At 40.9% G+C, this 24,389-nt stretch carries 23 protein-coding genes; 15 read left to right on the top strand and 8 right to left on the bottom strand.

Annotated features, from left to right (window positions below; translation table 11 throughout):
• Nucleotides 1-59: 59 nt before the first annotated feature.
• A complete protein-coding gene (locus ACPUYX_RS18130) occupies nt 60-1,202 on the bottom strand; it encodes a PRK06851 family protein (protein ID WP_426381029.1) in 1,143 nt (380 codons plus the stop codon).
• A gap of 306 nt (nt 1,203-1,508) precedes the next feature.
• Nucleotides 1,509-2,000 (bottom strand): hypothetical protein, encoded by a 492-nt coding sequence (locus tag ACPUYX_RS18125; protein WP_426381028.1) that lies wholly within the window; start codon nt 1,998-2,000, stop codon nt 1,509-1,511.
• Nucleotides 2,001-2,312: 312 nt separating this feature from the next.
• Here ACPUYX_RS18125 and ACPUYX_RS18120 point away from each other — a divergent pair, with 312 nt between their 5' ends.
• The 3 genes from ACPUYX_RS18120 (at nt 2,313) to yaaA (ending at nt 6,436) form a co-directional block, all read left to right on the top strand.
• Nucleotides 2,313-4,529 carry an MASE3 domain-containing protein gene (locus ACPUYX_RS18120; protein ID WP_426381027.1) on the top strand — a complete coding sequence of 739 codons (2,217 nt, stop codon included), beginning with the start codon at nt 2,313-2,315 and terminating at the stop codon, nt 4,527-4,529.
• A 94-nt stretch (nt 4,530-4,623) separates the two neighbouring features.
• Nucleotides 4,624-5,346, top strand: a complete 723-nt coding sequence (locus tag ACPUYX_RS18115; protein WP_426381026.1) for a nickel/cobalt transporter — start codon at nt 4,624-4,626, stop codon at nt 5,344-5,346.
• Between the two features lie 328 nt (nt 5,347-5,674).
• Nucleotides 5,675-6,436: a peroxide stress protein YaaA gene (yaaA, locus tag ACPUYX_RS18110; RefSeq protein WP_426381025.1), complete on the top strand. Its 762-nt coding sequence runs from the start codon at nt 5,675-5,677 to the stop codon at nt 6,434-6,436.
• Between the two features lie 206 nt (nt 6,437-6,642).
• On the opposite strand, the gene ACPUYX_RS18105 is transcribed toward yaaA, so the two are convergent.
• Nucleotides 6,643-6,870, bottom strand: a complete 228-nt coding sequence (locus ACPUYX_RS18105) for a hypothetical protein (RefSeq protein WP_426381024.1) — start codon at nt 6,868-6,870, stop codon at nt 6,643-6,645.
• Between the two features lie 170 nt (nt 6,871-7,040).
• Between ACPUYX_RS18105 and ACPUYX_RS18100 the strand changes: the two genes are divergently transcribed.
• Nucleotides 7,041-7,622: a hypothetical protein gene (locus tag ACPUYX_RS18100; protein ID WP_426381023.1), complete on the top strand. Its 582-nt coding sequence runs from the start codon at nt 7,041-7,043 to the stop codon at nt 7,620-7,622.
• A gap of 96 nt (nt 7,623-7,718) precedes the next feature.
• Here ACPUYX_RS18100 and ACPUYX_RS18095 read toward each other — a convergent pair whose 3' ends face one another.
• The 3 genes from ACPUYX_RS18095 to ACPUYX_RS18085 form a co-directional block, all read right to left on the bottom strand.
• Nucleotides 7,719-8,624: a DMT family transporter gene (locus tag ACPUYX_RS18095; RefSeq protein ID WP_426381022.1), complete on the bottom strand. Its 906-nt coding sequence runs from the start codon at nt 8,622-8,624 to the stop codon at nt 7,719-7,721.
• A gap of 1 nt (nt 8,625) precedes the next feature.
• Complete coding sequence (locus tag ACPUYX_RS18090) at nt 8,626-9,477, bottom strand: helix-turn-helix domain-containing protein (RefSeq protein WP_426381021.1); 852 nt, start codon at nt 9,475-9,477, stop codon at nt 8,626-8,628.
• Between the two features lie 420 nt (nt 9,478-9,897).
• Nucleotides 9,898-10,494 carry a LysE family translocator gene (locus ACPUYX_RS18085; RefSeq protein ID WP_426381020.1) on the bottom strand — a complete coding sequence of 199 codons (597 nt, stop codon included), beginning with the start codon at nt 10,492-10,494 and terminating at the stop codon, nt 9,898-9,900.
• 142 nt (nt 10,495-10,636) lie between these two features.
• Here ACPUYX_RS18085 and ACPUYX_RS18080 point away from each other — a divergent pair, with 142 nt between their 5' ends.
• The 3 genes from ACPUYX_RS18080 (at nt 10,637) to ACPUYX_RS18070 (ending at nt 14,323) form a co-directional block, all read left to right on the top strand.
• Complete coding sequence (locus ACPUYX_RS18080) at nt 10,637-12,052, top strand: PLP-dependent aminotransferase family protein (protein WP_426381019.1); 1,416 nt, start codon at nt 10,637-10,639, stop codon at nt 12,050-12,052.
• Between the two features lie 361 nt (nt 12,053-12,413).
• A complete protein-coding gene (locus ACPUYX_RS18075; protein ID WP_426381093.1) occupies nt 12,414-12,917 on the top strand; it encodes a hypothetical protein in 504 nt (167 codons plus the stop codon).
• A 440-nt stretch (nt 12,918-13,357) separates the two neighbouring features.
• Entirely contained in the window at nt 13,358-14,323 is a 966-nt protein-coding gene (locus tag ACPUYX_RS18070) for a DUF3658 domain-containing protein (protein WP_426381018.1), read from the top strand.
• 306 nt (nt 14,324-14,629) lie between these two features.
• Here the strand turns inward: ACPUYX_RS18070 and ACPUYX_RS18065 are convergent, their stop codons facing one another.
• Nucleotides 14,630-15,709 (bottom strand): hypothetical protein, encoded by a 1,080-nt coding sequence (locus ACPUYX_RS18065; protein ID WP_426381017.1) that lies wholly within the window; start codon nt 15,707-15,709, stop codon nt 14,630-14,632.
• A 268-nt stretch (nt 15,710-15,977) separates the two neighbouring features.
• On the opposite strand from ACPUYX_RS18065, the gene ACPUYX_RS18060 reads away from it, so the two are divergent.
• The 8 genes from ACPUYX_RS18060 (at nt 15,978) to ACPUYX_RS18025 (ending at nt 23,247) form a co-directional block, all read left to right on the top strand.
• Nucleotides 15,978-16,649: a response regulator transcription factor gene (locus ACPUYX_RS18060; protein ID WP_426381016.1), complete on the top strand. Its 672-nt coding sequence runs from the start codon at nt 15,978-15,980 to the stop codon at nt 16,647-16,649.
• A 1-nt stretch (nt 16,650) separates the two neighbouring features.
• Complete coding sequence (locus tag ACPUYX_RS18055) at nt 16,651-17,691, top strand: sensor histidine kinase (RefSeq protein WP_426381015.1); 1,041 nt, start codon at nt 16,651-16,653, stop codon at nt 17,689-17,691.
• A 118-nt stretch (nt 17,692-17,809) separates the two neighbouring features.
• Complete coding sequence (locus ACPUYX_RS18050; protein ID WP_426381014.1) at nt 17,810-18,577, top strand: ABC transporter ATP-binding protein; 768 nt, start codon at nt 17,810-17,812, stop codon at nt 18,575-18,577.
• Entirely contained in the window at nt 18,570-20,567 is a 1,998-nt protein-coding gene (locus ACPUYX_RS18045; RefSeq protein WP_426381013.1) for an FtsX-like permease family protein, read from the top strand. Before ACPUYX_RS18050 ends, ACPUYX_RS18045 begins: the two co-directional genes overlap by 8 nt.
• 239 nt (nt 20,568-20,806) lie before the next feature.
• Nucleotides 20,807-21,142: a hypothetical protein gene (locus ACPUYX_RS18040; protein WP_426381098.1), complete on the top strand. Its 336-nt coding sequence runs from the start codon at nt 20,807-20,809 to the stop codon at nt 21,140-21,142.
• Nucleotides 21,054-21,317 carry a hypothetical protein gene (locus ACPUYX_RS18035; protein WP_426381012.1) on the top strand — a complete coding sequence of 88 codons (264 nt, stop codon included), beginning with the start codon at nt 21,054-21,056 and terminating at the stop codon, nt 21,315-21,317. Before ACPUYX_RS18040 ends, ACPUYX_RS18035 begins: the two co-directional genes overlap by 89 nt.
• 45 nt (nt 21,318-21,362) lie before the next feature.
• Nucleotides 21,363-21,998 carry a helix-turn-helix transcriptional regulator gene (locus ACPUYX_RS18030; protein WP_426381011.1) on the top strand — a complete coding sequence of 212 codons (636 nt, stop codon included), beginning with the start codon at nt 21,363-21,365 and terminating at the stop codon, nt 21,996-21,998.
• 214 nt (nt 21,999-22,212) lie between these two features.
• A complete protein-coding gene (locus ACPUYX_RS18025) occupies nt 22,213-23,247 on the top strand; it encodes a threonine synthase (protein WP_426381010.1) in 1,035 nt (344 codons plus the stop codon).
• Between the two features lie 220 nt (nt 23,248-23,467).
• Here the strand turns inward: ACPUYX_RS18025 and ACPUYX_RS18020 are convergent, their stop codons facing one another.
• Entirely contained in the window at nt 23,468-24,388 is a 921-nt protein-coding gene (locus tag ACPUYX_RS18020) for a response regulator (RefSeq protein WP_426381009.1), read from the bottom strand.
• Between the last annotated feature and the right edge of the window lies 1 nt (nt 24,389).

Genomic DNA, 24,389 nt, shown 5'->3' with positions numbered 1-24,389 from the left:
AAAGCCCCCGTCTGAACAAATGGGGGACTAAGTGTTGGACTGTAGAAAATTAGTATCTATCAGGCTTTAGCTTGTGAACCCTTGCGGGATGCACTTACAGCGATCTCCAATTCAATCAAACTGTGAATACGGGCTTCAATTTTCTGGCGCTTTCCTTCTATAGCTGAAAAATCCATAGCTGCAACGTAGTAAGATTCCATCAGATCATGAGTTGCTTTGGCACGGCTTGAATTTTTAATTGCCCGCTGAATGTTCTTATTGACACGTTCACGACAATCTCCAATATCACTGGAGAAATTATTGAGCCCTGCCATGTCGAGACTCTGGTCAAAATCTAAAGTAATTTGTTGGCAATTTAACTGAGGAGTATATTCGTAGGGCTCGGAAACCACACACATAGCTTTGTGCAGATCTGGCATTATGATGAGGTCTAGCTTTGCGGGATCAAGTGTATTATGGAAATACTCCACGTTTAAACCATAGGTAATTGCTCTTTCGGCGATTCGCTTGAGAAACGTCGATTTTCCAGTACCAGGTTGCCCCTTAAGAAGATAGAGGGCAGAAGTATCCTGCAGCAGAGTATCAATAAATTGAGTTTTGCCCTGAGGCGTATGTGCCCATGCGAAAAGATGACGTTCTTTGCCATGACCAGTATTGCCTGAGCTAAATATATCAGTTTCGACTCTGAGAGTCATTTGATTAATCTGATGCCAATCTTGGTACTCTTTGACATAAAACTCCCATTCATCCATTGCCAGTTGAGCTTCCATTAAAGCGTAGTAAGCAGCCTGGAAATAGCGCCCAACCTGATAGTTGCATCGCATAATTTCAGGCTTTGCCCTATGAATTATGTTCTCGTCCCAATAGTCTCCCAAGTTGATAATCTCATCGACTGCTCCAGGATTTTTCGGGTCGACGATATGCGGAGCAGTTCCGTCCAAAAGTGCAACACCCAGAGCTGGAATTACTAAGCCATCGATTGAATTGTTGTCGGAGGAACAGCAATGATATTCAATGTCATAGCCAAGCTTTGAAATATTATCAGCAATTTTTTTCATAAATGTTGATTTTCCTACACCGGGTCCGCCTTTGATTATAAAAATATGTAGTGCATCGGGCTCAATAATGTAATTATAATAGGAGAAAAAACCTTTTGAAGTTACAGCACCAGGGAACATTTTTTTGACAACTTTTTTTGACATGTTACTCCTCGCTTCCTTTCTAAAAACATAAGCCTTCCGGTCAACGTATTGTATGCAGGGAAGAAGTAAAATGCCAAAATAATTTCTTGCGCTGACATGTTAAAAGCCGCCCCACAGCAAGGGCGGCTTTTAGTCTTCTTCATGTCTTTTTATCTTTATCTTTATGAATCCTCTGCAATTAGAATACAATAAAGTTTATGATATTTTGTCGGCTAAATTTTAAGAAGTTATCAAGATTAAAGGAATAAGGCGTAAATTAAAAGCATAAAAGGAGACGTTTAGTCTCCTTGATATATATTAAAACATTTATTGCAATATTTGATTTGATGTTTGATTCTGCTGATTTTGCTGCATTTGTTGGGTCTGATTTTGTCCTTGTCCTGATTGTTGTTGTGAACTCTGTGCCATATTTTGCAGCTGAGATTGGGCTTGATCTATAAATTCATGCATTTGCGCTAACACTTTTGAAGATTGAGCGGATTGGTTAGCCTGATTTAAAGATTGAATTGCGCTTTGGATGGATTGCTGTATTTGATTTACATTTTGTAACTGTTCTTGCTGCGATTGATTTTTGAATTGATTCATTTGGTCCAACAATTGAGTAATTTGTTGTTGGCCTTGATCTTGCCCTTGTCCCTGCCAAGAACCTTGGTTCTGCGAACCAAATGTTGACTGTAAGTTGGAAATAGCTTGCTGCATTTGAATATATTGATCTTTTAAATGAGATAATTCTTCCGCAACTTCCATATCAACCTTTAAATCTGCAAGATCTTCAAACGAATTAAGTTCTTTACTCATAATTATAAAAACCTCCTAGAAATTTATTGACCCTCAATATAATGTCCAAAAAGTTTAATTATATGATGATCAATCGACATGTGTTACGGATATGCTTCCATTAAAGCAAAAGCTTAAAGCTGAAGAAGATCAAATCACCTGATAGTAGTCGATTCGCAGTTGTTTCGTTCAACTTTATATGTCTAAGCTTAATTTTTGACAAGTTTTTCGTTCTTTTTCAGTGAATATATTTTATAATGAAGGAGTCTTTGTCAAAATAATTAGCCAAAATTTGAAGACAGCAGCAGTACGTAAGGAAGGCAGGGAAATCGTTTGCATTTAAGCGGCACTTTCAAAAATAGTCTGGTAGTTTTATCAGCTATATTCCTTTTAATAATAAGCAGATTGCTGAGTAGTTCGGTTTATCTAGTAATTCAGCCGAGCTATTACCTTGCTTTACATACTATTCTTGAAACATTTAGTATTGTTGTTTCACTTACCATATCATTTCAGTGTATTATTTTGTATCCCTACACAAAATCTGACAGACGGCTATTTCTTGGTATACTCTTTTTAATGGTAGGATTTCTTGATATGTTGCATACCTTGTCATATAAAGGGATGCCGTTTTTTGGTTTATCGATCACAGGGGAAAGGGCAACATACTTTTGGTTAGTAGCCAGAATCTCGGAGGCTATAGGATTAGTATTATACAGTTTAAATCGTATCCCTAGAAAAAAAGTAATTTTAACTTTTGGCTTAACATATTTGATAACAGTATGTTTTATTGTTGTAAAATTGGGCTATCTATTACCACCAATGTTGAATAAAGCTGGCGGTGTAACGGGATTAAAAGTTATAGTAGAATACATTATCTGTTTCCTGGATATAGCAGCCATCTTTTTGTTGTCAACTAAGTCTTTAAATGATAGGGAAGAAAGCAACTATTTGATTTATGCCTTATTTTTAATGTTGTTAAGTGAAATTATCTTTACGTTTTACAAAAACGTATATGATATCGATACCTTTATTGGACATGTCTTTAAAGTTATTGGTTTTAGCTTTTTGTTAAGAAGTATCCTCGTCAATAATGTAAAGAAACCTTTTATTCGTGAAATTACATCAAAACATAACTTTGATAAAGTATTCCAGTTTGCTCCCGTAGGGCTTGCAATTCTAGAGAAATCAAGCTATGTGTTTTTAGAAGTTAATGAATCGTTTGGGAACTATTTGAAAATCCCGCTGCCGGACATTATTGGCAAGACACCTTTAGAGATAGGATTTTCCAAACAAGAATGGCATAAACTGCTTAAATTTATTCAGGAAACCAATTACGGATTATTAGAATCAAAGAATTTAGAAGTAACCCTTAATGCAAAGGAAAATATTGCGGTTCAAATATCTATTGGAACGATTAATTTTAAGCACAAAGAATGCCTTTTATGCTCTTTTACCGATATAACTAAACAAAAGCGTTTGCAAGAATCGCTGAAAACATCTGAGGAGCGTTTACTCAAAGTTTTTAAGTCGAGCCCAAGTATGATTTCGATTGTTAGAAAATCAGACAATAGTTTAATAGATGTTAATGATCAATTTTTAAGCAAGCGAGGATTCTTGCTTGAAGAAGTAATTGGGAAAACACCAATAGACGTGGGTTTTCCCCCAAAAGAATATGATAACCTTTTGGATATCCTCAAGAATAGGGGTAATATTACAAATTACGAAACAAAAATGGCTAGAAAAGATGGCCTTAAAGGTTCAATTCTCGTTTCAGGGGAATCTGTAAAATTTAACGGTGAAGAATACATCATATTTTCTACATCGGATATTACGGAATTAAAACGATTACAAGCTGAAATATTTCATTTGGATCGTTTAAATCTTGTGGCTCAAATGGCTGCCGGAATTGGTCATGAAATAAGAAACCCTATGACAACGGTCCGAGGTTATCTGCAGCTATTAGGGGTAAAACCAGAGTATAGTTCTCAGAAATCTATTTTTGAACTGATGATTTCAGAACTCGATCGAGCTAATTCAATAATCTCAGAGTTTCTATCACTTGCCAGAACGAAAAAAGCGGAACTTGAACTCCAAAATCTAAACGGTATCTTAAATAACTTGTACCCTTTACTAGAAGCCGATACGTTTAATCAAAATAAGCAGATCGAATTTGTTCCCGGAACCATCCCGGATATCTTAATTAATAAGAAGGAAATAACACAATTGGTGCTGAATCTAACTCGCAATGGGCTTGAGGCGATGAAAGAGCGCGGTCGCCTGAGAATTACAACGTTTTCAGAAATGGGTCATGTTGTCCTTACGATTGAAGATGAGGGATGCGGAATTTCGGATGAAGACTTAGCAAAGCTAGGAACTCCGTTCTTTACCACAAAGGATTATGGGACCGGTCTTGGATTAGCAACATGTTTCAAAATAGCCCAAAATCATCAGGCGAAAATAGATATTGATTCCGGCTCACAAGGGACAAAATTCATTATTTCATTTCCGGTACCACTTGAGCTTATGGCGGGGAAGCAAATGGCCGTTTAGAACGATTATTATCCTTTTGATTTAATGTTATTGGTAAGTTTTAGAGCTAGTCTGCATACTATTGAACAGGAATAATTGGACAAGGGGAGATAGTATGGATTTGAGTTATACATTTCCAATCGTTTTAGGTTTAGGAGCACTCCATTCATTAGAACCGGGACATGGGAAGGGAATAATAACTGCTTATCTCGTTTCAACCGGGGCAAAGGTTAGGGATGCTGTAATGATAGGTTTGATTTCTGCGATGGCTCATACCCTATCCATTGTTTTATTAGTCATATCCACCTCCTCCGCTTTAAAAGTTATTATGCCCCAAAATCTGACGTATTGGATTCAATTACTTTCAGGAGTTGTTGTAATCTACATCGGTTTAGATATGATCGTTAAGCGATTCTTTCCGAACAACGACACCAACAATGATTGTTGTCATCACCAGCATCATCTTCATCATATCTGCCACCACCATCAGAAAGATTGTAAACATGATGAGCCTATATCATTAAAAAAGAGGGCTTCCTTACGAAACCTCTTCTTGATGGGGTTTTTTATTGGACTGGTCCCGTGCCCCAGCGCTTTGGCTATTCTGCTGGCAGCTGTTTCGGCGGATCAAATTCCTTTAGGATTAGGTCTAGTCGCCGCCTTCTCCATTGGAAGTGCTCTTACCATGGTGACAATAGGCTTATTAGTGGTAAAGGCCAGTAGTACATTTAAACGGCTCGAAAGGGGGCGGGTCATTGATAATTTATCAATGGTCTCGTCTTTACTGATCCTGTTTCTCGGTGCAGCAGTTATGTTACAATCAATTAACCACATTTAAGCGGTTGTTTTTCACCTCTCACATTCAAACTAGCCAATGCACCTTGCTCCTTAGCCCGAAATCCTAAAGTTTCGAAGTAGTTGTTGCTTTGAGTGTTATTTTGTATAGTGGGCTGATGTGAATAAAGGCACCATAATTTTATTTGTATCCATCGTCAAATAAATTCTTTCTGAACGAGCACTTATTTTTTATTATTATCCTAAATTATGAACATAGTCGTGGAAGTTTCTTCGCTTGATGTGGTTATGATAAATTCTTGCGGTTTACTCCAACTCGAGTCTGGAAGAATAACCTTAATGGTTCACTGCCTAATAAAGGATGAAAATGCTTGAAAATTATAATTTCCCCTGCCAAGAAAATGAATATGGACGCTGATTTTCTCCTGCCCCGCAATGCCCCTGTATTCCTTGAAAAAACCCAAACGCTTAAAGAATATCTGCAAAGCCTAAAATACGAGGAACTTAAAAAGCTGCTTTGCTGTAACGATGAGATAGCAAGACTGAATTATGACCGCTATCAAAAAATGGATTTGTGCGTCTGCACAAACCCAGCCATTTTAGCCTACGATGGTATTCAGTATAAGTACATGGCACCGCAGGTTTTTGAGTGCGACTATTTTGACTACATTGAAAGTCATCTGCGGATTTTGTCCGGATTTTATGGGATATTGAAACCTTTCGACGGTGTTGTTCCTTATCGATTGGAAATGCAGGCCAAGTTGAAAACAGACTTCTGTAACAATCTATATGACTATTGGAAAGATGATATTTATCGGGACTTAACCCAGAATGATACCACGATTTTAAATCTTGCCTCGGCTGAGTACAGCAAAACCGTTGAGAAATACCTGACTGCTAACGTTAATTATGTTACTTGCAAATTCGGTGAGCTGATCGGCGGTAAACTTATCGAAAAAGGAGTTTATGTAAAAATGGCCCGTGGTGAAATGGTGCGTTTCATGGCTGAAAACGCCGTTGAAGATTTAGATAAAATCAAAGAGTTTAAGGGACTTGGTTTTGGGTATAGCGATGAGCTGTCGGATAGCAAGACTTTAGTATTTGTGGCAAAACGCACCGAGAAAAATTTATGAAAATAAATTGGGTGGAGTTTATAAAATAGTAATAGTCTTGAAGACAATACACGAGAAGGAGCGAAGTTATTATCTCGCTCCTTCTCGTGTGTTAATAAGTGCTGCCACACTTTGAAATGGATTTGTACTTTGTCGCTGGACGAAACCTATTGTTTTTAGGGTGATAGATTTGAATGAGGTTTTAGTATTGATAATGACGGCTATAGCTATAATTTGCAACTCCCGTCATGCAGCCGATCTTTGATCTGAAGTCTTAACAGATCAGCTGATACCTGACAGCTTCCATCCTGCTTCTGATCCCTAATTTGATCTTTTGTCTGATCATGGAGTCTGATTCGATCTTGGCTTCCCTCTGTTTTAGCAAACGCAACAGGAACCATTATTACTTGAGAAAGTAGGACTATACTTAGTACCGTTAAAATAATTTTTTTCATAACTTCACTCTCCCTTTAAATCTTTTGTTTACTCCACCGATCAGCGGCGCCTCTGACCGGTGGTTCTATTATGTTATTACGTAGGGGAGAGAATTTTTAAGTGGGCATTTATATAAAATTATGCAAAAAATTCAAATCCTCCGCATTTTTATACTACCGAGACAGTGTCTTTGGGCGTCAGCCAAGTTTTCTTTATCAAGGTGACAGAACACTTTAAAAATGAAAATGGCATTACAAGTGGCGGGACTTCCTCAAACACTAACCCTCTCCTTGGATATGACAAGGATAAAAAGGTTTATACTTACACCCGGGCTAAAAACGCCGTCGGCAGCCCCGTTACCCAATTTGAATCTCAGGTTCCTGCCGACCAAGAAATAGATATAAAAATACCTAGTCTGCTTGTTGGTTACGAAAAGACCCTTGGTCATTTTGAGGTACCAATTCCGGCGTTAAATGAAGAAAACGGCCAGGTAATCGACCTGAAATTGCAAAAAATCACTTTGGAAAGTATAAAAAGAACTTCCGCAGCGACTGCCGAGTTAAAATTTGCTTTGAAAACAGGAAATACCCCAGGGGTTACTGTTCAAGAGGCTGATCTTTACAGTAAAGATGTGCAAAGCGGCGACAGCATTTGGCAAGGTGACGAATGTACAATGCGTATCAGTTTTGATGAGAAATTGAAAGGGGCTAAGTTTGACGTGAACTGGCCGACGTTTGTAATAAACGGTAATTGGACTCTAAAAGTTAAATAATTGTACATGGCAGAAGCCGATTGCACTGTGCAATCGGCTTCTTGCAGGTCCCAGCGTATATTTCACCGCTCTGGCATTTACTTCCTGAACCTACATTTAGACATCGATTTGTTTAACAATCTTAACTGTCTTTCTCTCAGAAATATAAAGACCTGCCAAAGTAAGGAGCACTCCCACAAAGGCAACCCAGGTAATTAGTTCATGGAGGATAAGAGCAGATGCCGCGATGGTAATGACAGGAACAATATAGATGTAGACACTCGTTTTTACAGCTCCTAAAATACTAACAGACCAATTCCAACTGACAAAGCACACTGCGGAAGCCCCTAAACCCAAGAATAAGAGATTGAACATATTTTGTACTTTTGTAAACGTATAAAAATCGAAATGAAAGGGTACAAAGAAAAGAGCCGGAAGCATAAAAAGTAGTCCATAGAAGAAAACCTTGCGGGTACAACCAATGGTATGATAGTTAAATCTGCTGATTCTGCGCATTAAAACGGAGTATACTGCCCAAACAATCGCCGCAAGGGACGCTAATATATCCCCTAAAGGATTTACCCTTAAAATATAGCTGCCATTGAGCATAACCAATACTATCCCGATGATTGCGATGATAAAGCCCATAAAAAACTCTGTGCGTAGATTTTCGCCGTCGAAAAAGTAAGCTAAAAGTGCTGTGAATAAGGGTGCAATAGAAACAATAATCCCCACATTGGCTGCCAGCGTAAACGTAAGTGCGATATTTTCCAGAAGAAAATATAAGGTGACGCCGCATAATCCTGATAGGGCAAAAAGAAGTTCTTCCTTAAAGTCTTTAGTTTTCAAGCGGTGGGGATAGACGAGAAATAAAGCTATATAACCGATAACAAAACGGAAAAGTAATATTTCAATAGGGGTAAAGTCCTTCAGCAATAGTTTCGTGGATATAAAAGTTACTCCCCAAATAAGAATCGTACCAAGTGCTGATAAATGGCCGGCAACAATTCTACGGTTCTCCATATCAAATCTCCTCTCCCATAGATAGCAAAGGTTTTGGATTGTGTTGGAAAATTTTCAGGTACTGCTTGGGCGTTAAGCCAATAAGTTTTTTAAAGAAATTCGAAAAATGACTCTGGTCACTGAAACCTGTTTGAAAAGCCACCTCTATGGGAGACATACCCTGTTCTAAAAGCTTTTTTGCGTTATTAATACGGATTGCAACGAGATAACTGTAGGGAGATATCCCTTTCTGCCGAGTAAAGGAACGGAGTAAATGGTATTTGCTGAGCCCTGTTATTTCGCTTAATTTATCCAGAGTGATGGGTTTGGAATAGTTTGACTCTAGATAAGTACAAGCAGTTTTTATCCCTGTAGTAGGTTCTTGTGAGAACGATTTAGGAATTGTATCTGAATAGTCTTCAATTAATTGCTCGATGAGAAATAAAAACAGCTCTTCCTTGATAAAATCATTTTCTTCCTCGAAGATCATAAGATTGAGTTCCCGCAGGGAGGCAGCAATCTCATTGTGATAGAGAACGGTCTGCTTAAAGTGAGGCATAATGTCATCACCTGTGATTTCCTCTGCAGTTCGCCTCATTATATTAGGCTCTATATTGATACACCTATAATCCAAGGCATTTCCATCAACTTGTTCACATGTATGAGTATCACGAGGATTGAAAATAGTAATGTTTCCGGCGTTAATAATATAATCCTGATTATTACAGGTCAGATAGCGTTTGCCCGACTCGATAAAGCCGAGGACATAATAATCGTGAAAGTGGTTTGGGAATTTTTGCATGATACCTTTAAATTGATAAGCCTCAATATTTAGATCTGTATCATAGCAAATGTTTCTGATCTCATTGACCATTTGTTATATAACTCCTTTGATTAATTTTCATCTAATCATAACATTTTTATTGAGGCAGATCTTGTATGATATTGCTCAACTAATCCCATCGGAACATGAATTAATGGCGGTATTTCCGTTAAACAGCATGGATAATGGCAAAAAGAAAAGACTTCTGTAAGTCAGCGTGATAGACCTTCCAGAAATCTCTTACGTTTATCTGAGCCAGAGGCTTCCTTTATAAGGGAGCCTCTGGCTGTCAGAAAGGTTATGCTCGATGGCAACGGGACAGTCCGTACTTGATTTCCGTACGGAGAATTTATTTTCACCAATGGAAATCAATGTTACGCACAATGTGGTGTTGAGAAATAAAGAAGACTATATTGCCGTTATGAATAATAAAAACACTAGTTCTAACAAGGAAGCGTGTTTACACAGTGATTAGAAAAAGCGCAAATAGATGTCATGATATAAAATAGATAAGGCAATATAAGTTAAGATTAAAGACATGATCTTATTGAAGAAGAGAATCACTTTTTTGTTCTGAATAATATCGGAGAAAAACTGGCCTACAATGGCATATAAAGTTGGCGCCCCAAAAACAAGTAGTGTAAAAAAGATAGCCATGTAAAGTATTTTAATCCCGGTGATATTTAATTGAGGAAAATAAATGGTTACAACAGGCATTACAGCAATTATGGCCTTGGGATTGAAAAGCTGCATAAGAAAGCCATCGCGAAATCCTATCGTCGTAAAATAAGCTTTATTTAAATCAACATTAGAGAGGAATATTTTATAAGCTAAATAGAGCATGTATATACCGCCAATTAAACTGATTGGCCATAAGTCATGGGCTGGAAGCAGCAGGCTGCCAAAGTATCCGATCAATATGTACAGGACGAAAATAGCTAAACTAACACCGGCATAAAAAGGTAAGCCATCTTTGAATTTTCGGTTTAAGCCAATATTGGCAGCGGTAATCGTTACAGGACCCGGTGTATACATAATGGTTATTGAATAAATTATCATTTGCAACATCTCGTTTTACCTCCTAACTAGTAATACAATTGATTATAAGTCACTCGACAATCATAATACAATTGTTATATTGTACTAGATACAAATTTGATGTATTGTAGGAGATACAATTGGAAATATCGAGATAAAAGAAGGTAAGAGGATGAAGCTGGATCAATATGGCAACGAAATAAGCTGGATACCGAAACTAAAGACAAGGGATGATATGCCCTTATATCAAGCCCTTGTCCAAGCAATACAAGATGATATTAATCAAGGGATACTGATGCGCGGTTATAAAATGCCGCCGCAGCGTGTCCTTGCTAACCAGCTTGGCCTTAATCATGGTACGGTTACAAGAGCGTATAAAATTTGTGAAGAAAAAGGTTTGGTTAAAGGTATTGTTGGGAAAGGGACATTTATAGCAGCAAGTCCGGGACTGCCCATCTCATTATTAACAGATCATAAAGATACTGATTTGATTAGTTTAGGTATGGCAATCCCTCTTTATGAATGCAATCCTTTGATTGAAACCTTCATTAAACAAGTTCGGGATTCCATGGATCATGGCTTAACTATGACGTATTGTCCACCGGAAGGACATATTAAACATCGCTATGTTGCAGCTAATTGGCTAATGCAGTATAAAATCAATGTTCAGGCTGAAAACATTCTCATTACATCAGGAACCCAAAATGCCTTGGCGATTATTCTTATGACACTTTTTGAAAAAGGGGATAGAATTGTTGTTGATGAATATACCTATACTGGCTTAATAAGTTTAGCTTCATACATGAGTGTTATTCTGGTTCCTGTTTTGGGGGATGAACAGGGTATGGAAATTGAAGAATTAAAGTCCGCCTGTAAACGGGAGCAACCGAAGGGCATCTATATTATGTCAGATTATCACAATCCGACCACAGTAACTTTGAGTTCTGAAAGAAGAAAAGCACTGGCCAAAGTTATTGCAGACAATAATTTACTGCTAATGGAAGACGCTACCTTTAGCTTTAGCCTGGAAACGAAAATTAAGCCGGTAAGCGCCTATATTCCGGAACAGAGCCTCTTTATCATGGGTACATCAAAAGCAATTAGCCCGGCTTTTCGTATATCGTATATTGCTGCTCCATCATCTTTGGTTGAGAAGTTATCCCATGGACTGAACAATATTATCTGGATGGCCTCGCCATACACCTCGGAAATTGTCTCACTTCTTCAATCAACTGGAGCCTATGAGCGCATAGAAGAAGAAAAAATCCGCTTACTTAAAGACCGCAATCAACGTTTCGATGAGATTATGATAGGATACCATGTATTACCGGCGCCAACTTCGTGTTATCGGTTTCTTCAACTGCCCGCCAGTTATGATGATGTTGAATTAGAATATTTGGCCTTAGAAAAAGGTGTGCAAATTTTATCGGCTAATCGGTTCTATGTAGGATCGAAACCGGAGAAACCAACTCTTCGCCTGGCTGTCAGTGCACCAAATACCCTGGAAGAACTGGAAACAGGACTAACAATTATCAAAGAATTACTGGATAATTATCCAAGACGAAAAAGTCTCTATCCGGTTCTGTAATTTAAGGATATTTGTGAAGTCTAGTGCTGATGAAAGATTCCATAGCCACGGAAATAGTGTTGTGCAGGGCGGTAAAGCATTAGAAGGTTGAAATTTCCGGTTGTTAATTGTAATTTGAATTACAATTATAGCGATAGTTATTGTTCTATACTGTATTAGAAATATGAGTGTTTAAGTAATAAATTAAGAACGATGAAAAGCAATCCAGAGCGATAGTAGGCTCTGGATTTTAATTTTACTGCCGTAAGCAGGAAATGGAGGATAGTGGTGGAAATAGTAGGTGTTGCCTGGGCTATTACCGGTCTGATACCTTTTGGGGCGACGATTTACTAATCAATAGAAGGTGATCTGCAAATTGAGTGTGCTTACATATCTTGCCAGCGATTATCCCCTGGAAGAAGTAAAAGATCCCCATGTCAAACAACTATCTGTAAATCAGGCTTTAGAGCTGGGAATAAAAGTTCCTGACTTTTTGTTGGAATCATCCTTTGATAAAGACAAACCTGACGTCATACTATGGGTAGATGATGAAAAAAACTTTGGGGAAATATCAATCAGAGAATTCCATAAAGCCGACATTTGTGACGATATTTATACCCCAAAAAAGTTTTTAGCTTATTTGGAGTGGGATTATACTGAAAGCAGAGCTGAAAACCTCATTCGCTATTTACATGCCCATTTGTTGAATGCTGATGAAATTGAGCTCTGGCGTATATGGCTAGGCCAATGGTTCGATGATGGAATGCCAAGGATAAAAAAACATCATATAAATATTGAAGAATTAACCTGTTTAGACTTAGAAAAAGTATTTGGTAAAAACAACCATGAATTTCCAGAATGCATTATTGTATCCCGATCAAAATAAGCGTGATTTAAGTATGTTTGCCATTCTGTTTTCCCGAAGCTAATGAATTTACTTAAAGATCACTGTATGTACGGAAAACCCAGTAAATAAGCCATTGGTGTAGTCATACGATATTGAAACTGTACTTAGGCCAGAGATGAGAGAAGAAATGATAACTAACTTTAAAAAAATATGCGATTTTACGAAGTCTGTTCTCTATGAACATATGGAATTTAAAGGCGAACGACGGGTTTTGGAAAGAACTGCCTGAGAACTTGATGATTCCAAATCTCTCCAACTGGGTACGAAGCAGACCCCCACTTCTTAAGTGAGGGTGGGTCCTTCGTTAACTTCAGGTGGGGTAGAGTCCCCATCTGAAGCCCCGATGTTCAGCTTTAGCTGAACGAGTTCACTCAAGGATAATCCGATATAAGCAAATATGCATTTGAGAGGCGGTTAATATGATTGAAATAGTATTCAGCGAAAGTGCTTGTGGAAGTCTTAAAGTGGCGCAGCACTATGGCAAGGGGAAATATCAAGATGAGTTTATTAGCGCTATCGTTAGTCACGCGGATGGAAGTAAGCCAACCAAAGAGGAAGTTGAAACTGCCCAACGAGAGGCAAAGGCAAAGGCACGCTTAGCCTGGGAGAGTGCTGTCCCCTTGGGTGGAAATACAGCGGACATCTATGGCTTCAACTTGATGCTGAGCGTCGGAGATATTTCAGAGAAACAGCCCGGTATCAAGCGGAAGCAGACTTTGGAACACTTATACAGCGTTTATCCCCATGACGTGGGTATGCTGGCGGCTCAGGAAATAGTTAAAAGGGCAAAAGAAGATTTGAAAAAGGTTCAGGGACGGGCGGAAAGGGGAGAATCCCTGCGAATCTGGTACAGCAATCAGCCTGATGAAATGTGTGGACTCTATTGGTTCATGGAGCAGTTGAATCAGTGGAAAGTGCCTAGCAAACAGGTTGCTATTGTCAAGCTCCCGGAATGGGAAGCTGACGAAAAGGGAAATATCGTCCGGAAAAGCGGCTGGGGTGAAGTTACTCCCGGAGAATGGCATCGGTATCTGGCCTTGCAAAAACCTGTGCTGCCGGTATTTGAACAAAACTGTGCAGCTCATTGGCAAGAGCTGCAAAAGGAGAACGCACCTTTGCGGGCCACGCTGAATGGACAATTGATCAGTGTACCGGAAACTCTCTATGATGACGTTATCCTTCGTGAAATCGCAGCAGAAGGTGAGGAATTTCAGGAGGTAAAGGTTATCGGGCGGGTGATTAGTAAATATCAATTTGGAATTCATGATTCCTGGGTCGCATTCCGTATAGAAGAAATGATTCGTGAAGGAAAACTTGAAGTTGTGTCTGCAGTTGCCGAAGATATGCCGGTTTATCATCAAGTCTTGAAAAAATGTACAAATTAACAAAATAGAAGTATCATATCCATGATCGCGAGTATTAGAATAGGGCCTATCTAAGGGGCAGCCTGCCTCAAATTGCTGGGGTAATCGAAAACGCAGTCCGGCTGCAACCTTTGGACCGTGTGTTCATCCTCCCCAAATATTCGGAAAACAACCCAAAGCCTGTCTTCGTTTATGAATGGCAAGATTAGATTAAATTCAGATGAATCAACATAAAAAAATTAACCGGAGGCGATGTATCTTATGATTGCATTTGCGACACTCTTGTCCATAAAATCTCTTCTCTTAGATATAGTTTAATTCCTGGACTTAGGAGGAAAAAATGCAAATATTGCAATCCTGCTTAGCTATCACGACATCATCCGCTTTACCAATCCGACTATAGTGGAATAACTCTGCTTCAATGGTTACGGTATTCGCCGGCAGTGGCTCCTGGATAATGTCGCCTTTTAGTTTAAGTCCCAGTTTTCCTATGGGTTTGTCAGTTTTCATGAGAAAGCCCAGACCACTGTTCTTATGGTCTGGTTCCGCATCCAGCCACCTTTTGCTATAAAAGTGAAGGTGGATATCCTCTTCACACTCATACTCAATAACCGGATAGCACATTCCTTTAGGGCACATCTTTGAAAAACGCTCTTCAAATTCTGCTTTACTTCGGGCCAGTTCCTCCAGGGATTGTTCCTTTAGCTGGGGATTAGCAAAGGTCTTCGACATTTCCGCCCACATATCACAGAGGGTAACCTTGTTAATCTGCACCCAATGCTCCTCTCCGCTTACCTTATCGGTAAAGTATAGTTTATTCGGGTATTCGCTGCCGACAGTCAAAGTCACAGGCATTTCCAGCAGATGGCGTGTGCTGGAAATGCGCATGGAAAAACGGATGGGGGCATCTGTATCAAAGTCCGGAATAGTGTCATACGTACCTTCGAAATTCAGATTTGTCAGAAACATAGCGTCAATATCCTTAGTATCAAGCCCCACCGGATTCCAGCCTTTTAAGAGAAATTGGGTAAACAAGGCTGCCTTATCCCATTGCTTTGCATCGCATTTGCAGCTGCCGCTTGCATTGGTCTTCAGTTCCAAGTCGCCAAAACAAACTTTTTCCACGCTGCCAAAACACAGGGTGGGGCGAAGATTTCTGTCGCCTCGCTGTTGGATGCGGTTAGTAAGCGTTTCCCCAGGAGAAGCTGCCAATATGGCAATTTCAGCATTCTCCAGTTTTTCTAGATACGCTTCGTCATATTGTAAAATCAACATTTGTAATGTACCATCGTCACGAAGTACCATACCCATGATATGGCAGATTACACCGTCGGTCTCAGCATTCCTGCTGATGATGGCTATTTCTTTGACTTGGGATAATCGGTTTTGTATTGTTTTAAAATTCATGGAAGTCCTCCTTTATGACTTAATGAGGGTTGTCACATATCGTTGTATTTTGTGCCGGATCGCTTCTTTGCTAAATTAATCCTTAAATAGAATTTATTTGTATTAAGTTTAGCATAGCCGCACCTCAGATCCAAGCAAAGAAATGAAGTAGATTCAAAACGGATACCGGTTATTTACACCGAGTATGTCATCGATGGAGCCAGGGGCCGGTTTTTTATCGCCCATCTTTCATGATAGAATAGTATCGGGAATAGGAAGGAGCTTTTTCATGCATAAAATCCTGATTGTCGAAGACGATGCTGTCATTGCCAAAGCGATTAAAAACCATATCCGGACATGGGGTTGTGAAGGGGAATGTGTGACGGACTTCGAGCAGGTGATGTCTCAGTTCGTCTCCTACAATCCTCATCTTGTGCTCCTGGACATCTCGCTGCCTTTTTACAATGGCTATTACTGGTGCAGTGAGATCCGCAAGGTGTCCAAGGTACCCATCATCTTTATCTCCTCCGCTTCTGATAATATGAATATCGTCATGGCCATCAATATGGGCGGTGATGATTTTATTGCCAAGCCTTTCGATCTGAGTGTTCTGACGGCTAAGGTGCAGGCCATGCTGCGCCGGACTTATGATTTCGCCGGACCGATGGATTTGTTGGAGCACCGGGGAGCCATCCTCAATACCAGCGATGCTTCCTTAACCTATAACGACATCAAAGTTGAGCTGAGCAAGAACGATTATAAGATCCTGAAAATGCTGCTGGAGAATAAAGGGAAGGCCGTGGGCCGTGAAGCAATCATGGCCCGCCTGTGGGAAACGGATAGTTATATCGACGAAAACACCCTGACGGTGAACATGACCCGGCTGCGCAAAAAGTTGGAAGGGGCAGGGCTGGCCGGATTTATTGTGACCAAAAAAGGGATAGGGTATATGGTGACCTGATATGAACGAGATCAGTCTATGGTCGGCAGGAAAGCAGTTCCTCCGGGGGCATAGCCGGGGAATTCTTTTGTACTGCATCTTTGCCGGTATCTTTGCCTTGGTGTTTTACCTGTATCATCTGCAGGTGGAAGCGGTGCTCTATGCCGCTTTGCTCTGTGCTGCCCTGGCCATCCCGGTCCTGACAGTGGATTTCTATAGCTATTATCAGCGTTGCAGAGTGCTCCAGAATTTGCAGCAACAAATCATCTTCAGCCTGGAAGGGCTCCCTGAGGCTAAAGGATTATTGGAAGAGGAGTATCATGAGCTCATCGCCGCCCTCTACCGGGATAAGATCAGACTGGTTTCCCAGGCCGATAATGAACGAAGCGATTTGGTGGATTATTATACCCTGTGGGCCCATCAGATCAAAACTCCTATCGCTGCTATGGGCCTCTTACTCCAATCCCCGGCAGAGGATGACGGGAGTACTCCTCAAAGTATGGAGCAGAACAGGGAGCTGGCCATGGAGCTGTTTAAAATTGAACAGTATGTGGAGATGGTTCTCCAATACTTGCGGCTGGAGAGCCCTTCTTCCGATTTTGTATTGAAACGCTATGCTCTGGACGATATCGTCCGGCAGGCGGTGCGCAAATATGCCAAGATGTTTATCCGCAGGAAGATCAGCCTGGATTTTTCTGAACTGAACTGTGACGTGCTGACGGATGAAAAATGGCTAGTGTTTGTCATTGAGCAGATCTTGTCCAATGCTTTGAAGTACACTCAGGAGGGAACGATCTCCATTTATATGGAAAGAGACGGTGCCAAAACCCTGGTGATCGCCGATACAGGGATAGGTATTGCCGGGGAAGACCTGCCCCGGGTCTTTGAAAAAGGTTTTACCGGTTATAATGGCCGAAGGGATAAAAAGTCCACAGGGATCGGCCTCTACCTGTGCAAGCGAATCCTGACCAAGCTGTCTCATACCATTGTGATCGAAGGGGAGCCGGGCAAGGGCACGAAAGTGAAAATCGGCCTGGATAGGGTGGATACAGTGCTGGAGTGAAATTATGAGCTACCTTACCAAAAGGTAAGCTTAAACTGGAAAATGTAAGCCAAAGTTATGGCAGGGCATTTTCCAGTTTTGCTATACTGAACCTACTCAGCAAAGGAGGTTCTTTTCGATGACCATTTTAGAGGTGAAAAATCTAAAAAAAGTTTATACTACCCGCTTTGGCGGCAGTCATGTTCAGGCCTTAGCCAATGTGTCCTTCTCCGTGGAGCAGGGTGAATATGCGGCGATTATGGGTGAATCGGGGTCAGGGAAAACGACCCTGCTCAATATTCTGGCCGCTCTGGACAAACCCACCAGCGGTGAGGTTCTGCTCAAGGGAAAAGGACTCAGTACCATTAAAGAAAAGGAGATTTCTGCTTTCCGCCGGGAAAATCTCGGCTTTGTATTTCAGGATTTTAATCTGCTGGATACCTTCTCCTTGCAGGATAATATTTTCCTGCCCCTGGTGCTCTCCGGCAAGTCTTATGAGGAGATGACCCGGCGTTTGGAGCCCATTGCCTGCAAGCTGGGCATCGGCGATATCCTGGCCAAGTATCCTTATGAAGTGTCGGGAGGGCAGAAGCAGCGCTGTGCCGTAGCCCGCGCCCTGATTACCAAACCCCAGCTGATTCTGGCGGACGAACCCACCGGCTCTCTGGACTCTCAGGCCGCTGAGGGTTTGCTCCGCCTGTTTAAAGAAATTAATCAGGAGGGGCAGACCCTGTTAATGGTGACCCACAGCGTGAAAGCGGCCAGTCATGCCCAACGGGTACTGTTTATTAAGGATGGGGAGGTCTTCCACCAGCTTTATAAAGCCGGCATGTCGGATGAAGCTATGTACCAGAAGATCTCCGATACCCTGACCACCATGGCCACAGGCGGTGGACACCATGAGTAGATTCTTTTATGCCAAGCTGGCCGCTACCAATCTAAAAAAGAATGCCCAAACCTATCTGCCCTACATTTTGACCTGCATAGGCACGGTAATGATGTATTACATTATGGTTTTTCTGTCTGAAAATGAGGGCTTAGGAAAAATGTCCGGCGGCTTTCAGGTGCAAGCCATCCTTAATCTGGGCTCCTATGTGATTGCTATTTTCGCAGTGATTTTCCTCTTCTATACCCACAGCTTTCTGATTAAACGACGCAAAAAGGAATTCGGCCTTTTTAATATCCTGGGCATGGAGAAGAAGCATATCGCCAGAGTTTTGGGGTTTGAAACCCTCTATGTGGCGGTGATCAGCCTGGGGGCGGGTCTGCTGGGCGGGATACTTCTCTCTAAGCTGATCTTCATGGTTCTGCTGAAAATCCTCAACTTTGAGGTGCCCTTGGGCTTTAACGTCTCCGGCCGAGCTTTGGCGGCTGCGCTGGTATTGTTTGCGGGAATTTTTCTGTTGACGCTGCTCAATACTTTGCGCCAAATTCATCTGGCTAAGCCTGTTGAACTCCTGCAGGGCGGTCAGACCGGGGAGAAGGAGCCGAAAACAAAATGGCCTCTGGTGGTGATCGGGACCTTGAGCTTGGGCGGAGGGTATTATATCTCCCTCACCACCCAGTCTCCCTTGGCTGCCCTGAGCCAATTTTTCTATGCTGTCCTCCTGGTGATGGTCGGCACCTATTGTTTGTTTACCGCCGGCAGCATCGCTGCGCTTAAACTGCTGCGCCGGAACAAGGGGTACTATTATCAGACCCGGCATTTCACCGCCGTAGCGGGGATGATGTACCGAATGAAACAAAACGCCGTGGGGCTGGCCAGTATTTGCATCATGGCCACGGCTGTGCTGGTGATGGTGTCCACCACTGTGTCCTTGTACATTGGGATGGAGGACGTGCTGCGCACTCGGTACCCTCAAACTATCATGATCTCCGCCCCCCTATCTGTTCAACAATCCGTCGAGAGCCTGCAGACGTCAGTTCACAAAGTATTGGCAAAGCACCGGCTGGTGGTGAAGGATAGGCTGGATTACAGGTATCTGTTCTTTCCCGGCAATCAAGAGGGCGGCACGGTGATCACCGCTGAGAGCAAAATGTCCAACGCCACATCGTCGCTCAGGGAATACTATCTGATTCCTCTGGAGGATTATAACCGGCTGACCCATAAAACGGTCAGCTTAGGGGATCAGGAGATTCTGATTTATTCCGGTCCCAGCAAGTATGAAAACGATACCCTGACGGTGTTAAATCGGACATTTACTGTCAAGGAAAGGCTGGATTCGCTTTTTGAAAATACCCTGGAGAGGTCATCCATCTCGGGCAGCTATTATATCGTGGTCAAAGATATGAATGTGATCAAAGCCATGAAGGCAACGCTTGCTGAAGAAAATGGGGGTAAGCCTTCAGATTATAACTATTATCTGGGCTTTAATCTGGACGCCGGCGAGGCTGACATCTCGGCTGTTTACCAGGACATCCACACTGCCGTGGGCAGTGATTATCCCGGCAGCAGCATTGAATCCCCGGTGGCAGCCAAAGAATCCTTTTTCGCCGTTTATGGAGGTTTATTCTTCCTGGGCATTTTCCTGGGGGCGCTGTTCATTATGGCCACGGTACTGATCATCTATTACAAGCAGGTTTCCGAAGGATATGACGATAAAGCTCGCTTTGAAATCATGCAGAAGGTGGGGATGAGCCTTGAAGAGGTAAAGGGCTCCATCCGCAGTCAGATCCTGACCGTGTTTTTCCTGCCCCTGGTTACCGCTGGGATCCATACTGCCTTCGCTTTTCCCATCATCACTAAATTGCTGGCCGTACTGTATCTCACCAATGTGGGTTTGTTCGTCTGGTGCACAGCAGGTACCATCTTGGTTTTTGCCCTGTTCTATGCCCTTGTCTACGGGCTGACGGCCAAGGTGTATTATCGGATTGTCAGCTGGGGGACGACTGTGTGAAAATATCACTATTGATACTTATCTCCCATCAAAGACGCCGAATGATAGTGAACTCGTTCAGCTTAAGCTGAACGAGTTCACTCGCTATCTAAGCTACTTTTTCTCATTAGTTTTTCTTATGATGCCGTAACAAGATATATAAAATATTATATGAATCAACCAAGTTGTGATGGTAATTATTGATTTTATATAATTTTTTATATAAAATACACTATATCAACATAATAGGAGTGAGAGAAATGAGGTACACACAACTAGATACTCCCACACTGCTTATTGACCGTGAGATTTTGATAGAGAATCTGAACTATAAGCAATCCTATGCCGATATTAACAGCGTTGCTTTGCGTCCGCATACCAAAACACATAAAATGCCATTTGTTGCCAATATGCAGATAGAAACTGGTGCATCTGGCATCACTGTGGCTAAGGTTGGCGAAGCGGAAGTAATGGCGGCTAACGGCATAAAGGATATTTTTATTGCCAATGAAAACAATCAAGGCGTGTCCCCATGTTCATTTCAAGGGCATCATAAAGGAGTACCCCGATGTCCATATCGCAAAGGTCTACGATGAACACGCTATCATATATAATAACGATTTTCGAGAGCAAATTCGTGTCGGCGACAAAGTGCGGATTATTCCTGTCCATATCTGCCCGGTTTGCAATCTATACGATTATGCGGTACTAATTTCAGGAGATGAAGCAGTAGAGGAAATTCCGATTCTCTGCCGGGGGAAGCTGCAGTAATAAATATAAGTAAAAATTTAAGTAAATGTTATTGGAGAAATAAAAATGCATCCAATCTTAAAATCATATATTTCAGTTGCTGATATGATTACGCAGACATTCGGGAAAAACTGTGAAGTGGCTATCCATGATTTGACACAACCCGAAAGGTCAGTGGTATATGTTTCAAACGGTACTGTAACTGGAAGAAAAGTAGGTCAGTCATTTGACTATCTCAATTCACAAGTTTTGCTAAGTAAAAAATTCAAAGATGATTATACAGCGAATTATGTGTTTGAAACTGCGAATGGCAAGAAGATCAAGTCATCATCTTCTCTAATCCGTAATTCAGAAGGTGACGTGGTAGGAATGCTGTGCATCAACTACGACTTGACACTATCTTATCTGATAAAGGAAGAAGTTATCGGTTTTTTACCAGAATCTAACCAGGATAAAATGACTGCTGACGATGATATTCCTAATCAGGATGTGATGACGATCATCGATGACCTAATTGACAATATCATAGGGAATAGAGATGTGGGCAGCCTAAAAAGAAAAGATAATATAGATATTATACGTTTCATGGATGTAAAGGGAGTATTCCTAGTAAAGGGTGCTATTGATAAAGTTGCTGAAAGCTTGAACTTATCTAAAGTTACGATTTACAGTTATTTAGATGAAGTTAGAGGTAAGAGATAATATGACGATTTTTGATACGACAGGTAGTGCAATTCAGGATACAGCTGCAGCAGTTGCTGTGTACAAAAAAGCTATAGAACTGGGAATAGGCAAGCGTCTTAATAGTTACGAATAGTTTTTATGCTTATGCTGATATTACGAAGGGAAATAGAAATGAAGTACATATGTTCAAAATGTGGAGAAATAACTGAGGCAACAACTATAAAAGCAAAATGTGATTGCGGGGGGGCTTTGGAAACTGGATTATACAGCTCCGAAGTTTGACCTGTCTTTAGTAGATCACGATACCTGGAGCATTTTCCGCTATCGAGCTTTTATGCCATTAGAAGGAGAACAGTGGCGTGAAATTAGTCTGGGTGAAGGTATGACATCGATAATTCAATTTGATAAAGATGTACTGCTTAAAATGGATTATTTTATGCCTACTTTGTCTTTCAAAGATAGAGGTGCCGCCATGCTTATTGCTCACTGCAAAGCAATTGGTGTGGATTCTGTTGTACAAGACAGCAGTGGCAACGCTGGAAATAGTGTAGCAGCCTATTGTGCAAAAGCTGGGATTGATTGCGAGATATTTGTTCCAGAAGGAACGTCACCGAAGAAGATTGATATGATTAAATCTCATAATGCACGAGTTAGTGTTATTCCAGGGTCAAGAGATAACTGTGCTGATGTCTGCAGGAAGAAAGTAGATATAGAAGGAAAGTATTATGCTAATCACGTGTATAATCCTTTTTTCTATGAAGGAACCAAAACCTATATTTATGAAGTTTATGAACAATTGCACAGAATTCCAGAAAATATCTTTGTCCCACTTGGCAACGGTACATTATTCATTGGTATTGTAAAAGGATTAGAAGAGCTCCTTAAGAGTGCTGTCATCGAGAGAATGCCAAATATTGTAGCAGTTCAAAGTGAACACTGCGCTCCTTTTGCAAAAGCGTTTATAAATAGAGAAAAGCATCCCGCTAAGATAATTCCCCAACCGACAATGGCTGAGGGAATTGCAATTGGTGTACCAATGCGTGGAGAGGAAATTCTAGAATATGTCTACAAATATAATATTAAAATAATTACAGCTCCGGAAAATCGAATTATGGAAGCTAGAATGAAACTTGCGGCAAAGGGCATTTACTGTGAGCATACAACAGCAGCCACTTATGCAGCCTACCTAAAGCATTGTGAGTTAAATGGAAAGATATCTGATTGCTTGATTCCAATGTGTGGAGCAGGGCTCAAATCCGATCACTAATTAGCAAACAATTACAGCTGGGAAGTTCCTCTTGATCAAGTGACTAATCAAGCATTACGACGAGTCCCACGACAATACATCGTTATAACAAAGCCAGAGAAATTCAGTTGTCCGCTAACTTAAAAGGTATTTCCATTTAAACCAAAGTCGCCTTGAGTTCAGCTTTAAATTGCTGATCACTTAGGCGACCTGAATAGTTACCTTTCCGATAAGAATTATCTTAAGTATTTAGTTTTTTTGCGTCCCAATAAAACACTTGGATAAATTTTTTCGAATTGATTCGGGTATGGGATTGACCACTATCTTGTCCATTCTTCAGCTCAAGCATCTTTTTTCGGATTTGGTCGAAATCAAAATACTTTGAAGCATATTCTTCAAATTTGGGATTAGAGTAATCTGTAAGTCCCAAGGAGGCAATATGAACTAAGGCATGGTAGATCGATCTACGGACTCTTTGTTCAGTGGCCTTTATTTCCTTTTGAAGAGTTACAGGATCATTTTTCAGACCGAATTTTTGTTTTCCTGCATTCGAGAAAATTTCCTTGAGAGATGGGAAAGTGTATTCGTTTCCTGCAATTTTTTCATGTTCATATAAATATTTAAGTATGGATAAAAGGTCCTGTCCACCGCTTTCCCCGCCGATTCCCAATTCTGATAAAAGGAAACGTCCAGAATCGTTAATTGACTTGACCTGATAAGGGCTATAAAGCGGGTTTGCGAAATTATCATTAAGATTACTAAGAGTTTTCTTAATATTTTGGATAGATTGATCGACTAGTATACGTTCGCTCACTTTCTTTAAAACACTCATAACTTCGTTCCGATTCAGAGGTTTAGTAATATAATACTCAATTCCGCAGGTATAGGCTTCCCCAATCATCTCTTTGAAATCGCATTGGGAAATCATAATAATTTTGCCCTTAAATACTTCTTGGAGACTTCTTGCGGTTTGAATTCCATCCAGGTGAGGCATTAGAAGATCTAGAATTAAGATGTCAACCTTTTTCGCCTCAAGAAGTTTTGCATTGATTTCTGAACCATCACGAGCTTCCCCTACGATCTCATTTGATAAGTCTTCTTCGATAATTTCTGTTAGCATGGCGCGAAAAGCGATATCGTCATCCACAATAAAATAGCGCATT

This window comes from Desulfosporosinus sp. SYSU MS00001 (assembly GCF_049943955.1).
Lineage (GTDB): Bacteria > Bacillota > Desulfitobacteriia > Desulfitobacteriales > Desulfitobacteriaceae > Desulfosporosinus.
This window is presented reverse-complemented; position numbering and strand designations above follow the sequence as displayed.

Bases quoted from the DNA above. Each gene is read 5' to 3' on its own strand.
- ACPUYX_RS18130 (WP_426381029.1), bottom strand. From the start codon at position 1,202: ATGTCAAAAAAAGTTGTCAAAAAAATGTTCCCTGGTGCTGTAACTTCA.
- ACPUYX_RS18125 (WP_426381028.1), bottom strand. From the start codon at position 2,000: ATGAGTAAAGAACTTAATTCGTTTGAAGATCTTGCAGATTTAAAGGTT.
- ACPUYX_RS18115 (WP_426381026.1), top strand. From the start codon at position 4,624: ATGGATTTGAGTTATACATTTCCAATCGTTTTAGGTTTAGGAGCACTC.
- ACPUYX_RS18105 (WP_426381024.1), bottom strand. From the start codon at position 6,870: ATGAAAAAAATTATTTTAACGGTACTAAGTATAGTCCTACTTTCTCAA.
- ACPUYX_RS18095 (WP_426381022.1), bottom strand. From the start codon at position 8,624: ATGGAGAACCGTAGAATTGTTGCCGGCCATTTATCAGCACTTGGTACG.
- ACPUYX_RS18090 (WP_426381021.1), bottom strand. From the start codon at position 9,477: ATGGTCAATGAGATCAGAAACATTTGCTATGATACAGATCTAAATATT.
- ACPUYX_RS18085 (WP_426381020.1), bottom strand. From the start codon at position 10,494: ATGTTGCAAATGATAATTTATTCAATAACCATTATGTATACACCGGGT.
- ACPUYX_RS18080 (WP_426381019.1), top strand. From the start codon at position 10,637: ATGAAGCTGGATCAATATGGCAACGAAATAAGCTGGATACCGAAACTA.
- ACPUYX_RS18070 (WP_426381018.1), top strand. From the start codon at position 13,358: ATGATTGAAATAGTATTCAGCGAAAGTGCTTGTGGAAGTCTTAAAGTG.
- ACPUYX_RS18065 (WP_426381017.1), bottom strand. From the start codon at position 15,709: ATGAATTTTAAAACAATACAAAACCGATTATCCCAAGTCAAAGAAATA.
- ACPUYX_RS18060 (WP_426381016.1), top strand. From the start codon at position 15,978: ATGCATAAAATCCTGATTGTCGAAGACGATGCTGTCATTGCCAAAGCG.
- ACPUYX_RS18055 (WP_426381015.1), top strand. From the start codon at position 16,651: ATGAACGAGATCAGTCTATGGTCGGCAGGAAAGCAGTTCCTCCGGGGG.
- ACPUYX_RS18050 (WP_426381014.1), top strand. From the start codon at position 17,810: ATGACCATTTTAGAGGTGAAAAATCTAAAAAAAGTTTATACTACCCGC.
- ACPUYX_RS18045 (WP_426381013.1), top strand. From the start codon at position 18,570: ATGAGTAGATTCTTTTATGCCAAGCTGGCCGCTACCAATCTAAAAAAG.
- ACPUYX_RS18040 (WP_426381098.1), top strand. From the start codon at position 20,807: ATGAGGTACACACAACTAGATACTCCCACACTGCTTATTGACCGTGAG.
- ACPUYX_RS18035 (WP_426381012.1), top strand. From the start codon at position 21,054: ATGAAAACAATCAAGGCGTGTCCCCATGTTCATTTCAAGGGCATCATA.
- ACPUYX_RS18030 (WP_426381011.1), top strand. From the start codon at position 21,363: ATGCATCCAATCTTAAAATCATATATTTCAGTTGCTGATATGATTACG.
- ACPUYX_RS18020 (WP_426381009.1), bottom strand. From the start codon at position 24,388: ATGCGCTATTTTATTGTGGATGACGATATCGCTTTTCGCGCCATGCTA.